At 70.4% G+C, this 13,732-nt stretch carries 15 protein-coding genes and 1 tRNA gene; 4 read left to right on the top strand and 12 right to left on the bottom strand.

Annotated elements, in window-relative coordinates; all coding sequences use genetic code 11:
- Window positions 1-2: 2 nt before the first annotated feature.
- Window positions 3-776 carry a response regulator transcription factor gene (locus tag ABZ719_RS20725; protein WP_366726642.1) on the top strand — a complete coding sequence of 258 codons (774 nt, stop codon included), beginning with the start codon at window positions 3-5 and terminating at the stop codon, window positions 774-776.
- On the opposite strand, the gene tamR is transcribed toward ABZ719_RS20725, so the two are convergent.
- Window positions 735-1,232 carry a MarR family transcriptional regulator TamR gene (tamR, locus tag ABZ719_RS20720; RefSeq protein WP_037852775.1) on the bottom strand — a complete coding sequence of 166 codons (498 nt, stop codon included), beginning with the start codon at window positions 1,230-1,232 and terminating at the stop codon, window positions 735-737. The genes ABZ719_RS20725 and tamR overlap by 42 nt on opposite strands.
- 118 nt (window positions 1,233-1,350) lie before the next feature.
- On the opposite strand from tamR, the gene ABZ719_RS20715 reads away from it, so the two are divergent.
- On the top strand, window positions 1,351-2,199 hold the full coding sequence (locus tag ABZ719_RS20715; RefSeq protein WP_366726641.1) for a trans-aconitate 2-methyltransferase: 849 nt from the start codon (window positions 1,351-1,353) through the stop codon (window positions 2,197-2,199).
- 3 nt (window positions 2,200-2,202) lie between these two features.
- Complete coding sequence (locus ABZ719_RS20710; RefSeq protein ID WP_366726640.1) at window positions 2,203-2,583, top strand: VOC family protein; 381 nt, start codon at window positions 2,203-2,205, stop codon at window positions 2,581-2,583.
- Here the strand turns inward: ABZ719_RS20710 and ABZ719_RS20705 are convergent.
- The 4 genes from ABZ719_RS20705 to ABZ719_RS20690 form a co-directional block, all read right to left on the bottom strand.
- Window positions 2,558-2,806 carry a type II toxin-antitoxin system RelE/ParE family toxin gene (locus ABZ719_RS20705; protein ID WP_366726639.1) on the bottom strand — a complete coding sequence of 83 codons (249 nt, stop codon included), beginning with the start codon at window positions 2,804-2,806 and terminating at the stop codon, window positions 2,558-2,560. The two genes, ABZ719_RS20710 and ABZ719_RS20705, sit on opposite strands and share 26 nt — an antisense overlap.
- Window positions 2,803-3,054: a type II toxin-antitoxin system Phd/YefM family antitoxin gene (locus ABZ719_RS20700; protein ID WP_366726638.1), complete on the bottom strand. Its 252-nt coding sequence runs from the start codon at window positions 3,052-3,054 to the stop codon at window positions 2,803-2,805. The genes ABZ719_RS20705 and ABZ719_RS20700 overlap by 4 nt, the downstream gene beginning before the upstream one ends.
- A gap of 61 nt (window positions 3,055-3,115) precedes the next feature.
- A complete protein-coding gene (locus tag ABZ719_RS20695; RefSeq protein WP_366726637.1) occupies window positions 3,116-3,790 on the bottom strand; it encodes a TetR/AcrR family transcriptional regulator in 675 nt (224 codons plus the stop codon).
- Complete coding sequence (locus tag ABZ719_RS20690) at window positions 3,787-4,797, bottom strand: acyl-CoA desaturase (protein WP_366726636.1); 1,011 nt, start codon at window positions 4,795-4,797, stop codon at window positions 3,787-3,789. Before ABZ719_RS20690 ends, ABZ719_RS20695 begins: the two co-directional genes overlap by 4 nt.
- Window positions 4,798-5,088: 291 nt before the next feature.
- Between ABZ719_RS20690 and ppc the strand changes: the two genes are divergently transcribed.
- Entirely contained in the window at window positions 5,089-7,830 is a 2,742-nt protein-coding gene (gene ppc, locus ABZ719_RS20685; RefSeq protein ID WP_366726635.1) for a phosphoenolpyruvate carboxylase, read from the top strand.
- Window positions 7,831-7,901: 71 nt separating this feature from the next.
- Here the strand turns inward: ppc and ABZ719_RS20680 are convergent, their stop codons facing one another.
- The 7 genes from ABZ719_RS20680 to ABZ719_RS20650 all read right to left on the bottom strand — a co-directional run bounded on the left by ABZ719_RS20680 (window position 7,902) and on the right by ABZ719_RS20650 (window position 13,691).
- Complete coding sequence (locus ABZ719_RS20680; RefSeq protein ID WP_366726634.1) at window positions 7,902-8,435, bottom strand: hypothetical protein; 534 nt, start codon at window positions 8,433-8,435, stop codon at window positions 7,902-7,904.
- Between the two features lie 52 nt (window positions 8,436-8,487).
- A complete protein-coding gene (gene pth, locus ABZ719_RS20675) occupies window positions 8,488-9,099 on the bottom strand; it encodes an aminoacyl-tRNA hydrolase (protein WP_366726633.1) in 612 nt (203 codons plus the stop codon).
- A 72-nt stretch (window positions 9,100-9,171) separates the two neighbouring features.
- The gene (locus ABZ719_RS20670; RefSeq protein ID WP_366726632.1) at window positions 9,172-9,765 is read right to left on the bottom strand and encodes a 50S ribosomal protein L25/general stress protein Ctc; all 594 of its coding nucleotides are present in this window, start codon (window positions 9,763-9,765) and stop codon (window positions 9,172-9,174) included.
- 289 nt (window positions 9,766-10,054) lie between these two features.
- Complete coding sequence (locus ABZ719_RS20665) at window positions 10,055-11,029, bottom strand: ribose-phosphate diphosphokinase (protein ID WP_037852794.1); 975 nt, start codon at window positions 11,027-11,029, stop codon at window positions 10,055-10,057.
- A gap of 146 nt (window positions 11,030-11,175) precedes the next feature.
- A complete protein-coding gene (gene glmU, locus ABZ719_RS20660) occupies window positions 11,176-12,624 on the bottom strand; it encodes a bifunctional UDP-N-acetylglucosamine diphosphorylase/glucosamine-1-phosphate N-acetyltransferase GlmU (protein ID WP_366726631.1) in 1,449 nt (482 codons plus the stop codon).
- Between the two features lie 112 nt (window positions 12,625-12,736).
- Window positions 12,737-12,808 (bottom strand) — tRNA-Gln (locus ABZ719_RS20655).
- A 22-nt stretch (window positions 12,809-12,830) separates the two neighbouring features.
- The gene (locus ABZ719_RS20650) at window positions 12,831-13,691 is read right to left on the bottom strand and encodes a hypothetical protein (protein WP_366726630.1); all 861 of its coding nucleotides are present in this window, start codon (window positions 13,689-13,691) and stop codon (window positions 12,831-12,833) included.
- Between the last annotated feature and the right edge of the window lie 41 nt (window positions 13,692-13,732).

Genomic DNA, 13,732 nt, shown 5'->3' with positions numbered 1-13,732 from the left:
CAGTGGTTCGAGTCCGCGTCCTGGTCGTCGACGACCACCGTATTTTCGCCGAGTCCCTGGCCGCCGCCCTGGCCGCCGAGCCGGACGTCGACGTGTCCGCGGCCGGCTCCGGACCGGCCGCCCTGCGCTGCCTGGAGAGAGCCGCCGCCGAGGGCCGCCGCTTCGACGTGCTGCTCGTCGACGCGGACCTCGGCGGCACCGTGCCCGGCGGCCGGGTGCCCGTCCCCGTCCAGGAGGCCGACGCCGCCGGCCTGGTGGACGGGATCTCCCTGGTGGCCGGGGTGCGCGGCACCCAGCCCGGCGTACGGACCGTCGTCCTCGCCGAGAAGGACGACCCCCGGCGGGCGGCGCTCGCCCTGCAGGCCGGCGCCTGCGGCTGGGTCGCCAAGGACTGCTCGCTGTCGCGGCTGCTCACCGTCATCCGCGGGGTGCTGCGCGACGAGACGCACCTGCCGCCCGCCCTGCTCACCGGCGTGCTGCGCGAGCTGACCGCCGCCCGCAAGCACCGCACCGAGAGCGAACGCCTGGTGGAGTCGCTGACCCCGCGCGAGCGGGAGGTGCTGCGCTGCATGGTCGCCGGGCTCGGCCGCAAGGCCGTCGCCGAACGGCTCTACCTGTCCCCGCACACCGTCCGCACCCACATGCAGAACGTGCTGGGCAAGCTCGGCGTCCACTCCACCCTGGCCGCCGTCGCACTGGCCCGCCGGGCCGGTGTGGGTCCCGCGGATCTGGGATCAGCCGGGGATGTTGTCGAACGGGGCGGTCAGCTGGCGTAGCAGAGCGGCGAGCTCGGAGCGCTGGGCGGCGGACAGCTCGCCGAGGATCGCGCGCTCCTGGTCCAGCAGGCCGGCCAGGGACTGGTCGGCGCGGTCGCGGCCCTCGTCCGTGAGGCGGACCAGGACGCCCCGCCGGTCGCTGGGGTCGGGCAGACGCTCGACCAGGCCCTTCTTCGCGAGCCGGTCGATGCGGTTGGTCATCGTGCCCGAGGTGACCAGGGTCTGGGTGAGCAGCTGTCCGGGCGAGAGCTGGTACGGCGCGCCCGCGCGGCGCAGCGCGGTCAGCACGTCGAACTCCCAGGGCTCCAGACTGTGCTCGGAGAAGGCCAGCCGGCGGGCGCGGTCCAGGTGCCGGGCCAGCCTGCTCACGCGGCTCAGCACCTCGAGCGGTTCCACGTCGAGGTCCGGGCGCTCCCGGCGCCACGCTGCGACCAGCCGATCGACCTCGTCCTCCATGCGATCAGTGTAGTGGTTGTGTCGACGTGAAGTCTCTTGATATCAACTATCTTGGCATCGAGAGAGATTCCCGTGTGGATCACGGGACTCCCACTCCCGTGACGTCAAGGAGGCCGCCATGCCCGCCGACCACGCCCACGACATCCACAGCCCCACCTGGGACCCCGCCCAGTACCTGCGCCACTCCGGCCACCGCGCCCGCCCCTTCACCGACCTGCTCGCCCGGATCCCGGCCCTGCCCGCACGGCCGCCGGGGGACGCCCCCCGCATCGCCGACCTCGGCTGCGGCCCCGGCAACGTCACGGCGCTCCTCGCCGACCGCTGGCCCACCGCCCGCATCACCGGCTACGACAACGCGCCCGAGATGCTGGACAGGGCGACGGTGGAACACGCGGGCCCCACCCCGGGCGGGGGCCTGCTCGACTTCGTCCGCGCCGACGCCCGGACCTGGACGCCCCAGGAACCCTTCGACCTGATCGTCAGCAACGCCACCTTCCAGTGGGTGCCCGGCCACACCGGCCGCTTCGCCGACTGGATCGCGGCACTGCGGCCCGGCGGCACCTTCGCCTTCCAGGTCCCCGGCAACTTCTCGGCCCCCAGCCACCGGCTGATGCGCGCCCTCGCCCACGCCCCCCGCTGGCGCGACCGCCTCGGCGACGTCCTGCGGCACGAGGACGCGGTGCGAGAACCCGCCGCCTACCTGGAGGAGCTGACCGGCCTCGGCTGCACCGCGGACGTGTGGGAGACGACGTACCTGCACCTGCTGCACGGGCAGGACCCGGTCCTGGACTGGGTGAAGGGGACCGGACTGCGCCCCGTCCTCACCGTGCTCGCCGACGACCCCGAGGCCCGCGACGCCTTCCTCGACGAGTACCGGACCGCCCTGCGCGAGGCCTACCCGGCCGGTGCGCACGGCACCCCGTTCCCCTTCCGCCGCATCTTCGCCGTCGCCACCAAGGAGGCGTGAACCGTGCTCGCCGCGATCGACCACGTCCAGCTCGCCGCCCCGCCCGGCTGCGAGGACGCACTGCGGGCGTACTACGCCGGTGTCCTCGGCATGACCGAGATCCCCAAGCCGCCCGTCCTGGCCGCCCGGGGCGGCTGCTGGTTCCAGGCCGGCACCGTCCAGCTCCACCTGGGCGTCGAAGAGGACTTCAGGCCCGCGAAGAAGGCCCACCCGGGCCTGCGGGTCACGGGCATCGAGGCGTACGCCGCCCGCCTGGCCGCCCGCGGCGCCCCGGTCACCTGGGACGACAACCTGCCGGGCCACCGGCGCTTCTACTCCGAGGACCCGGCGGGCAACCGGCTGGAGTTCCTGGAACCGGTCAGGCCGCCCGCCCCAGGTGCGTGACCAGAATGTGGATCGTCTCGTCGTCGATGACGTAGAGGACGCGGTAGTCGCCCACGCGCAGGCGTCGGATGTTGACACCGTAGGCCGTGGAACCGGCGGGGCGTGGAGACTCGGCGAGCGCATCGACGGCCTCGTACACGGCGGCGAGGCCGGTGGGATCTTCCTTCAGGAAACGGACAGCCTGGTCGGTGGCGGCGGGTTCCCAGATGATGCGGTAGGTCACGGGCGCAGCCCGAGGATGCGTCCGACCTCTTCGTGGGGGATGCCCGGTCCCAGCGTCCCGGAAGCCTTGCGCAACTGGTAGTCCGCGACAGCCAGGGCGTCCTCGAGATCCTCTATCACCTGCGGGGACACCAGCAGCGCCGCCACGTGCCCGTGGTCCGTCAGGGCGATGGTCTCGCGGCTGTGGGCGGCCCGGCGGACCAGGTCACCGAGCTGGGAACGGGCGGCGCTGATCGCAATCTCAGTCATGCCCTGCATGGTTCCACAAGGTGCATCTTGTGGTCTATTGATGTCACCCGATGGGGTGCTCTCAGCTCTTGCGGTGCCCTATCAGCCGCGGCTTCGGCTCCAGGCCGTCCAGACCGTGCCAGGCCAGGTTCACCAGGTGGGCGGCTACCTCCGCCTTCCTCGGGCGGCGCACGTCCAGCCACCACTGGCCGGTCAGCGCGACCATGCCGACCAGGGCCTGCGCGTACAGCGGCGCAAGCTTCGGGTCGAAGCCGCGGGACTTGAACTCCCGGCCCAGGATGTCCTCCACCTGGGTGGCGATGTCCGAGATGAGGGACGCGAAGGAACCCGTGGACTGCGGGATGGGCGAGTCACGGACGAGGATGCGGAAACCGTCCGTGTACTCCTCGATGTAGTCCAGCAGGGCGAAGGCCGCCTGCTCGCACAGCTCCCGCGGGTGGCCGGCCGTCAGCGAGCCGGTCACCATGTCCAGCAGCCGCCGCATCTCACGGTCCACCACCACCGCGTACAGCCCCTCCTTGCCGCCGAAGTGCTCGTACACCACCGGCTTGGACACCCCGGCCTTCGCCGCGATCTCCTCCACCGACGTGCCCTCGAAGCCCTTCGCCGCGAACAGGGTGCGACCGATCTCCAGCAGCTGCTGGCGGCGCTCGGCACCGGTCATCCGGGTGCGACGCGCACGCCGCGGCTTGTCATTGCTGGGGGTGCTGGAGTCGGTCGCCACGGCGTCAATCATGCCGCCTCGGCGGTTTCCCTCCGGCGCCGGGAGCCGCCTTCACCGGTGTTGCGCCGCGAATCGATACGCGAGCGTGACGGCCAGCGCACGTCGTACGCCCAGCCCAGTCGCTCGCACCAGCGGATGATCCGCGCCGAGGAGTCGAGCTGGCCGCGCTCCACGCCGTGCCGGGCGGAGGTCGGGTCGGCGTGGTGCAGGTTGTGCCACGACTCGCCGCAGGACAGGATCGCCAGCCACCACACGTTGCCCGAACGGTCCCGCGACTTGAACGGCCGCTTGCCCACCGCGTGGCAGATCGAGTTGATCGACCACGTCACGTGGTGCAGCAGGGCCACCCGGACGAGTGAACCCCAGAAGAGCCCGGTGAACGCGCCCCACCACGACATCGTCACCACACCGCCGATCAGCGGCGGCAGCCCCAGCGACACGACCGTCCACAGCACGAACTGGCGGGAGATCCGCCGCATCGCCGGGTCCTTGACCAGATCCGGCGCGTACTTCTCCTGCGGGGTCTGCTCCTCGTCGAACATCCAGCCCACATGGGCCCACCACAGGCCCTTCATCAGCGCCGGGACCGTCTCCCCGTACCGCCACGGCGAATGCGGGTCGCCCTCGTGGTCGGAGAACTTGTGGTGCCTGCGATGGTCGGCCACCCACCGCACCAGCGGGCCCTCCACCGCCATCGAGCCGGCGATGGCCAGCGCGATCTTCAACGGCCGCTTGGCCTTGAAGGACCCGTGCGTGAAGTGCCGGTGGAAGCCGATCGTGATGCCGTGGCAGCCGAGGAAGTAGAAGAAGACCAGCAGACCGAGGTCCAGCCAGCTCACCCCCCACCCCCACGCCAGCGGCACGGCCGCCAGCAGCGCGAGGAACGGGACGGTGATGAACAGCAGCAGCGTGATCTGCTCGATCGAACGCTTCTGCTCGCCTCCCAGAGTGGCGGAGGCCAGCGCGCCGACGGCCGCCTCCGGGGCGTCGTCGATCACATCGGAGGAGCTTGAGGTCATGGGCGTCCCCTGTGGGGTCGAGGGTCGAGACAGGTGCCGGGGGCTTCGCAACCGTTCAGCTCCCTACGGTTCCGTAACCTACGGCGACGTAAGTATGGCAGTGCGTCGCCGCGCGGCAAGAGCCCCTGGCCTGCGCGTCCCACCCGGCACCTAGACTTGGTCCCGGTCGGACAGCGCGGTCCGCTGATGAAGATTCCTTCCCGGATGCCCGGCCCGTATGCGGCACCCGCCGCGCGGCACCCGTCCGGGTTCCCTCTCAGAAGAGCTTCCACACTGCAAGGAGCCGCACCTGTGAGCAGTGCCGACGACCAGACGACGACCAGCAGCGAGCTGCGCGCCGACATCCGCCGACTGGGTGACCTCCTGGGGGAGACCCTGGTGAGGCAGGAGGGCCCCGAGCTTCTCGACCTCGTGGAGAAGGTGCGCCGCCTCACCCGTGAGGACGGCGAAGCCGCCGCCGAACTGCTGCGCGGCACCGAACTGGAGACCGCGGCCAAGCTGGTCCGCGCCTTCTCCACCTACTTCCACCTCGCCAACGTCACCGAGCAGGTGCACCGCGGCCGCGAACTGCGCACCCGCCGCGCCGCCGAGGGCGGCCTGCTGGCCCGCACCGCCGACCAGCTCAAGGACGCCGATCCCGAGCACCTGCGCCAGACCGTCCAGCACCTCAACGTCCGGCCGGTCTTCACCGCCCACCCCACCGAGGCGGCCCGCCGCTCGGTCCTCAACAAGCTCCGGCGCATCGGCGCCCTCCTGGAGACCCCGGTCGCCGAGTCCGACCACCGCCGCCTGGACACCCGCCTCGCCGAGAACATCGACCTCGTCTGGCAGACCGACGAACTGCGCGTCGTACGCCCCGAACCCACCGACGAGGCCCGCAACGCCATCTACTACCTGGACGAACTCCACGCCGGCGCCGTCGGCGACGTCCTGGAGGACCTCACCGCCGAACTGGAACGCGTCGGCGTCAAGCTCCCCGACGAGACCCGCCCCCTCTCCTTCGGCACCTGGATCGGCGGCGACCGCGACGGCAACCCCAACGTCACCCCCGCCGTCACCTGGGACGTGCTGATCCTCCAGCACGAGCACGGCATCAACGACGCCCTCGACACCATCGACGAGCTGCGCGCCTTCCTGTCCAACTCCATCCGCTACAGCGGCGCCACCGAGGAACTCCTCGCCTCCCTCCAGGCGGACCTGGAGAACCTCCCCGAGATCAGCCCCCGCTACAAGCGGCTCAACGCCGAGGAGCCCTACCGGCTCAAGGCCACCTGCATCCGGCAGAAGCTCGTCAACACCAAGCAGCGCCTGGCCAAGGGCACCCCGCACGTCGCCGGCCGCGACTACCTCGGCACCGCCGAACTCCTCGCCGACCTGCGCCTGATCCAGGACTCGCTGCGCGAGCACCGCGGTGCCCTCTTCGCCGACGGCCGCCTCGGCCGCACCATCCGCACCCTGGCCGCCTTCGGCCTCCAGCTCGCCACCATGGACGTCCGCGAACACGCCGACGCCCACCACCACGCCCTCGGCCAGCTCTTCGACCGGCTCGGCGAGGAGTCCTGGCGCTATGCCGACATGCCCCGCGAGTACCGCACCAAGCTGCTCGCCAAGGAACTCCGCTCCAGAAGGCCGCTCGCCCCGACCCCGGCCCCCGTCGACGAGGCCGGCGCCAAGACCCTCGGCGTGTTCGAAACGGTCAAGCGCGCCCTGGACGTCTTCGGCCCCGAGGTCGTCGAGTCCTACATCATCTCCATGTGCCAGGGCGCCGACGACGTCTTCGCCGCCGCCGTCCTCGCCCGCGAGGCCGGCCTGCTCGACCTGCACGCCGGCTGGGCCAAGATCGGCATCGTGCCGCTCCTGGAGACCACCGACGAGCTGAAGGCCGCCGACACCATCCTGGAGGACATGCTCTCCGACCCGTCCTACCGGCGCCTGGTCGCGCTGCGCGGCGACGTCCAGGAAGTCATGCTCGGCTACTCCGACTCCTCCAAGTTCGGCGGCATCACCACCAGCCAGTGGGAGATCCACCGGGCCCAGCGCCGGCTGCGCGACGTCGCCCACCGCTACGGCGTACGGCTGCGCCTCTTCCACGGCCGCGGCGGCACCGTCGGCCGCGGCGGCGGCCCCACCCACGACGCCATCCTCGCCCAGCCCTGGGGCACCCTGGAGGGCGAGATCAAGGTCACCGAGCAGGGCGAGGTCATCTCCGACAAGTACCTCATCCCCTCGCTGGCGAGGGAGAACCTGGAACTGACCGTCGCGGCCAGCCTCCAGGCCTCCGCCCTGCACACCGCCCCCCGCCAGTCCGACGAGGCGCTCGCCCGCTGGGACGCGGCCATGGACGTCGTCTCCGACGCCGCCCACGCCGCCTACCGCAGGCTCGTCGAGGACCCCGACCTGCCCGCCTACTTCTTCGCCTCCACCCCCGTGGACCAGCTCGCCGACCTGCACATCGGCTCCCGGCCCTCACGCCGCCCCGACTCCGGAGCCGGACTGGACGGCCTGCGCGCCATCCCGTGGGTGTTCGGCTGGACCCAGTCCCGGCAGATCGTCCCCGGCTGGTTCGGCGTCGGCTCCGGCCTGAAGGCGCTGCGCGAAGCGGGCGTACGGCAGGAGGGCGAGAGCGTGCTGGAGGAGATGCACGAGCGCTGGCACTTCTTCCGCAACTTCATCTCCAACGTCGAGATGACGCTCGCCAAGACCGACCTGCGCATCGCCCAGCACTACGTCGACACCCTCGTCCCCGACGAGCTGAAGCACGTCTTCGACGTCATCAGGGCCGAACACGAACTCACCGTGGCCGAGGTCCTGCGCGTCACCGGCGAGCGTGAACTCCTCGACGCCCAGCCCGTCCTCAAGCAGACCTTCGCCATCCGCGACGCCTACCTCGACCCGATCTCCTACCTCCAGGTCGCCCTGCTCAAGCGGCAGCGCGACGCGGCGGCAGCCGACCAGGACGCCGACCCGCTGCTCTCACGGGCCCTGCTCCTGACGGTCAACGGCGTGGCGGCCGGCCTGCGCAACACCGGCTGACCACCCCGCACACGAGGGTGCCCCCGGCCCGCACGGGCCGGGGGCACCCCCCTGTCCTCACCGCCCGCGGCTCACAGCGCCACGAACGCCGCCGTCAGCAGGGCGGTCCCCGCCCCCGCCAGCACCCACGCCGCCCGCACCCGTCGCAGCCCGCCGGCCACCACCACCGAGGCCAGCAGCAGGGCCCCGCCCAGCGGCGCCCACGCGTACAGGACCCCGGCCGCACCCGAGCGCAGCACCTCGTCCGTGCCCGGCTTCACGACGACGTCGTACGTCTGCCCCCTGCGCACCGCCACCGTGTGCGCGATCTCCACCCGGCGGGCCGCCGACCCCGCCGACAGGGGCGTGTACGGGCCGCTGCACATGTCGTCCCCGCACCGCGTGACCTCGACCCTCCCGCGCTCGCGCCCCTTGGTCAGCATCACGTACGGCGCACTGCTCCAGGACGCCCACACGCCGGCGACCAGGATCAGCACCGCGACCGCCCCCATCGAGACCACCCGCCCGAAGCGCAGCGCGGCCCGGGAGGCCTGACGGGCCTGGCCCGAGGCGCGGGCCTGACGGGAACGAGGAGCACGGGCGGCGGCAGGCATGGCCGGGATCATTGGCCATGAGCCCGCACGCGGTCAACTCCCGCTGACGCGGGCGCGGCACAAGTCAGGAGTTGTACGCGCTTTGCGCCCGCTCCAGACCCTCCGCCAGCAGACACTCCACCGAGTCCGCCGCCCGGTCCACGAAGTAGTCCAGCTCCTTGCGCTCCGCCGACGCGAAGTCCTTCAGCACATAGTCCGCCACCTGCATCCGGCCCGGCGGACGCCCGATCCCGAACCGCACCCGGTGGTAGTCCGCGCCCATCGCCTTCGTCATCGACTTCAGCCCGTTGTGCCCGTTGTCGCCACCGCCCAGCTTCAGCCGCAGCGTGCCGTAGTCGATGTCCAGCTCGTCATGGACCGCCACGATGTTGCCGAGCGGCACCTTGTAGAAGTCCCGCAGCGCGTTCACCGGACCGCCCGACAGGTTCATGAAGGACATCGGCTTCACCAGGACCACCCGGCGGCTGCCCGGCCCCGGCGGACCGATCCGCCCCTCCACCACCTGCGCCTGCGCCTTGCTCGCCCGCTTGAACCGGCCGCCGATGCGGCCGGCCAGCAGATCCACCACCATGAAACCGACGTTGTGCCGGTTCATGGCGTACTCCGGTCCGGGATTGCCGAGGCCCACGATCAGCCAGGGCGCGCTCGCGGAAGTCGCCGGGGTGGTCACGTCCATCTCTCCTTGATACGCGCCGGCCGCCGCCCCCAGAAGGAAGCGGCGGCCGGCGAACTGCGCGGGGGTGCGGGATCAGGCCTCCGCGGCCTCTTCGCCCGCTTCCTCGCCCTCGGCGGACTCCTCGGCCTGCGCGGCCAGGACCTGAAGGACGACCGCGTCCTCCTCGACGGCCAGGGTCACGCCGTTCGGGAGCGCGATGTCCTTGGCGTGGACGGAGGCACCGGCCTCCAGACCCTCGACGGACACGGTGACCTGCTCCGGGATGTGCGTGGCCTCGGCCTCGACCGGCAGCGCGGCCAGGACGTGCTCCAGCAGGTTGCCGCCCGGGGCCAGCTCGCCCTCGGTGTGCACCGGGATCTCGACCGTGACCTTCTCGCCGCGCTTGACCAGCAGCAGGTCGACGTGCTCCAGGAAGCCCTTCAGCGGGTCGCGCTGCACGGCCTTCGGGATCGCCAGCTCGTTGGTCTTGCCGTCGATGTCCAGCGAGATCAGAACGTTCGGCGTACGCAGGGCGAGCAGCAGCTCGTGGCCCGGCAGCGTCAGGTGCAGCGGCTCGGAACCGTGGCCGTACAGCACACCGGGAACCTTGTTCTCACGGCGGACACGGCGGGCGGCGCCCTTGCCGAACTCGCTGCGGGTCTCGGCGGAGATCTTCACCTCGGACATGCTCTTCACTCCTCGTAGAAGTAGGGGACAGTGGTCACCCGGCCACACGAACGGCCTGCTACGAAGAGCGCGTCGATAACGGACCGCCGTATCCGTCCGAGAACGGCTACGGCCTCCCTCGCCGAGCAACTGCAGCAGTCTACTCGGCAGGGGAGGCCGAACCCAAAACGATCTCCAGCGGTCGGCGGAGCCGACAGAACGATCGTTACTGCGCGGTGAGTTCACAGCACGGCGGACGCCACCGTGCAGCGAGCGTCACCGTGCAGCGAGCGTCACCGCGCGGTGAGCATCACTGCTCGTCGAACAGGCTCGTCACCGAACCGTCCTCGAACACCTCACGCACCGCACTCGCGATCGTCGGCGCGATCGACAGCACCGTGATCTTGTCCAGCTCCAGCTCGCTCGGCGTCGGCAGCGTGTTCGTGAACACGAACTCGCTCACCTTCGAGTTCTTCAGCCGGTCCGCAGCCGGACCCGACAGCACACCGTGCGTCGCCGTCACGATGACGTCCTCCGCGCCGTGCGCGAACAGCGCGTCCGCCGCGGCGCAGATCGTGCCACCGGTGTCGATCATGTCGTCCACCAGAACACAGATCCGGCCCTTCACGTCACCCACGACCTCGTGCACGGTGACCTGGTTCGCCACGTCCTTGTCCCGGCGCTTGTGCACGATCGCCAGCGGCGCCCCCAGCCGGTCGCACCAGCGGTCCGCCACCCGCACCCGGCCGGCGTCCGGAGAGACCACCGTCAGCTTGTTGCGGTCCACCTTGCTGCCCACGTAGTCCGCGAGCAGCGGCAGCGCGAACAGGTGATCCACCGGACCGTCGAAGAAGCCCTGGATCTGGTCCGTGTGCAGGTCCACGGCGAGGATCCGGTCCGCACCCGCGGTCTTCATCAGGTCCGCCACCAGACGCGCCGAGATCGGTTCACGCCCACGGTGCTTCTTGTCCTGCCGCGCGTAACCGTAGAACGGCACGATGACCGTGATCGAACGGGCCGACGCACGCTTCAACGCGTCGATCATGATCAACTGCTCCATGATCCACTTGTTGATCGGAGCGGTGTGGCTCTGGATCAGGAAGCAGTCCGCGCCACGGGCCGACTCCTGGTAACGGACGTAGATCTCACCGTTCGCGAAATCGAACGCCTTGGTCGGGACGACCCCGATCCCCAGCTGGTGGGCGATTTCCTCGGCAAGCTCGGGGTGGGCGCGGCCGGAGAAGAACATCATCTTCTTCTCGCCGGTCGTCTTGATCCCGGTCACAGCACTGTCTCCTCAGAGGGTGTACGCAGCTGGGTGTCGAGAAGACCTCGTCAAACCGTGCAACCGTGCGCGAGAGGCCGTCTCAGCTGGTGGGGTGCGGGTGTGCACTTATCACGGTACGCCGTGTTCGGCGCGCCCGTTTCCGGTCAGTCTTCGCTCTCCGTCTTCGGCGAGGCCGCCTCGGCCGCCTTCGCGGCCGCGCTCCCGGGCCGCTTGCGCGCCACCCAACCCTCGATATTCCGCTGCTGGCCACGGGCCACGGCCAGCGAACCGGGCGGCACATCCCGCGTGATCACCGAGCCGGCAGCCGTGTAGGCACCGTCCCCGATCGTGACAGGAGCCACAAACATGTTGTCCGAACCCGTACGACAGTGCGAACCCACCGTCGTGTGGTGCTTGTCCTGACCGTCGTAGTTCACGAACACACTCGCCGCACCGATGTTCGAGTGCTCACCGATCGTCGCGTCCCCCACATACGACAGGTGCGGCACCTTCGTACCCTCACCGATCCGCGCGTTCTTCGTCTCCACGTACGTACCCACCTTGGACTTCAGCCCCAGGCGCGTCCCCGGCCGCAGATACGCGTACGGACCCACCGACGCCTCCGGACCCACCACGGCCCCCACCGACACCGTGTTGTCCACCCGCGCCCCCGCACCCACCCGGGTGTCCGTCAGCCGGCTGTTCGGCCCCACCTCCGCACCCTGAGCCAGGTGCGTCGCCCCGTGCAACTGCGTCCCCGGATGCACCACCACGTCCTGCTCGAACGTCACCGTCACATCCACCCACGTCGTCGCCGGATCCACCACGGTCACACCCGACAGCATCGCGGCCGTCAGCAACCGCTCGTTCAGGATCCGCCGCGCCTCCGCCAGCTGCACCCGGTTGTTGATCCCCGCGATCTCCCGGTGGTCCCCCGCCACACACGCACCGACCCGGTGACCGGCCGCCCGCAGGATCCCCAGCACGTCCGTCAGGTACTCCTCACCCTGACTGTTGTCCGTGCGCACCTGACCCAACGCCTCGGCGAGCAGCCGCCCGTCGAACGCGAACACCCCGGAGTTGATCTCCCGGATCGCCCGCTGCTCCTCGCTCGCGTCCTTGTGCTCCACGATCGCGGTCACCGCGCCGCTGCCGCCGTCGCGCACGATCCGGCCGTACCCGGTGGCGTCCGGGACCTCGGCGGTCAGCACGGTCACGGCGTTGCCGTCCGCGGTGTGCGCGGCGGCCAGGCTCGCCAGGGTGTCACCGGTCAGCAGCGGGGTGTCCCCGCAGACCACGATCACGGTCCCCTCGACGGCACCGCCCAGCTCCTCCAGGCCCATCCGGACCGCGTGCCCGGTGCCCTTCTGCTTCTCCTGCACGGCGGTACGCGCCTGGGCGTCGGCCTCGGCGAGGTGCGCGGTCACCTTCTCGCGCGCGTGACCGACCACGACGACCAGGTTCTCCGGCTTCAACTCACGCGCGGCGGCCAGCACATGACCGACCAGGGAACGGCCGCAGATCTCATGCAGGACCTTCGGTGTGGCCGACTTCATACGGGTGCCCTCACCCGCTGCGAGGACGACGACGGCTGCCGGGCGAATGGCGCTCACGGGATGCCCTTCGGCTCTTGGGTGGGGTGGACATCCGCAGGATACCGGGGCCGTTGAGGGGGGAGACGAGAGCGGGTCCCGGCTGGTGCAGCCAGGACCCGAACCGAGTGTGCTCCCCCGCCAGGACTCGAACCCGGACAGATGGCACCAAAAGCCACAGTGCTGCCAATTACACCACGGGGGACCATATCGGCTAAACCGGACATTCAGTCAGGTTGCCGAGTGGCACCTCCTACTATGCCGTACCAGGCGCCCTCCATGCGACGGTACAACTCGGCGCTCTGCCGAACGTAGATCATCAGGCAGCCGCGGTAGGCCTCGCCGGTGTTCTTGCGGGCGGTGCGGGGGTTGTGCTTTTTGAGAGTTGCCCCGCTGAATGACGTGACGTCCACCCCAGCGACATCGGCCCAGAATCTCTCAGCGGCTGCGACGTTCGCGCTCTCGTGGATGCTCACGCGTAGGGTCAGGCGTTCGCGCTCTACCTCCAGCAGGTCGAGCCAGCGGAGGAAGAGCCGGATCACGTTCGGGTCGCTATTGATGAACTGCAATCTCTCGCGACGGCTGTACGGCTTGTCCTTTGCGCCTTCGGCCCAGTAGAGGACGACGCCTGCCAGGAAGACTTCCCGGTCGGACAGGTCGCCGACGGCCTCCTTGGCGGCGGCCTTCGTGCGTCGACGTTCCTCTTCGCGGCTTTGCAGGGCTGCCTCCCAGCCCCGCTTGGCGATGGCCGCCGCCTCCTCGCTACTGCGTTTGCGCTCCGGCTTCGGCAGGTCCCGTACCCACAGTGAGATCGAGCTCTTCGAGCATCCCAGCTCCGTCTGGATCTGGTCGTACGTCCAGCCCCGGAGGCGTAGTCCCCGCGCCCTGTCGCGCAGGTCGTCCTTCGCGTTGGGGCGTTTCGTCCATTCCGGGGCCGGTTCGCCCTGGAGGAGGCGGTTGAGGATGTCGTTGTTGTCGACGTGCAGCCGATCGCGGATCTGCCGTCGGCTGAGTCCCGCCCGCCGCAGCGCGACAGCCTGCTTCCGCAGGCCCTCGAAGTCGGCGTATGTGCCGTGTGGATGTGCCATGTGCATACCGTCCGGCCGGAATGCCGCGTTCCGCGCTCGAA

This window comes from Streptomyces sp. NPDC006743, from assembly GCF_040703815.1.
Lineage (GTDB): Bacteria > Actinomycetota > Actinomycetes > Streptomycetales > Streptomycetaceae > Streptomyces.
This window is presented reverse-complemented; position numbering and strand designations above follow the sequence as displayed.

Coding starts and splice junctions, on each gene's coding strand:
- ABZ719_RS20695 (WP_366726637.1), bottom strand. CDS start 3,790: ATGATTGACGCCGTGGCGACCGACTCCAGCACCCCCAGCAATGACAAG.
- ABZ719_RS20670 (WP_366726632.1), bottom strand. CDS start 9,765: ATGTCCGAGGTGAAGATCTCCGCCGAGACCCGCAGCGAGTTCGGCAAG.
- ABZ719_RS20690 (WP_366726636.1), bottom strand. CDS start 4,797: ATGACCTCAAGCTCCTCCGATGTGATCGACGACGCCCCGGAGGCGGCC.
- tamR (WP_037852775.1), bottom strand. CDS start 1,232: ATGGAGGACGAGGTCGATCGGCTGGTCGCAGCGTGGCGCCGGGAGCGC.
- ABZ719_RS20650 (WP_366726630.1), bottom strand. CDS start 13,691: ATGGCACATCCACACGGCACATACGCCGACTTCGAGGGCCTGCGGAAG.
- ABZ719_RS20715 (WP_366726641.1), top strand. CDS start 1,351: ATGCCCGCCGACCACGCCCACGACATCCACAGCCCCACCTGGGACCCC.
- ABZ719_RS20700 (WP_366726638.1), bottom strand. CDS start 3,054: ATGACTGAGATTGCGATCAGCGCCGCCCGTTCCCAGCTCGGTGACCTG.
- pth (WP_366726633.1), bottom strand. CDS start 9,099: ATGGACGTGACCACCCCGGCGACTTCCGCGAGCGCGCCCTGGCTGATC.
- ABZ719_RS20680 (WP_366726634.1), bottom strand. CDS start 8,435: ATGATCCCGGCCATGCCTGCCGCCGCCCGTGCTCCTCGTTCCCGTCAG.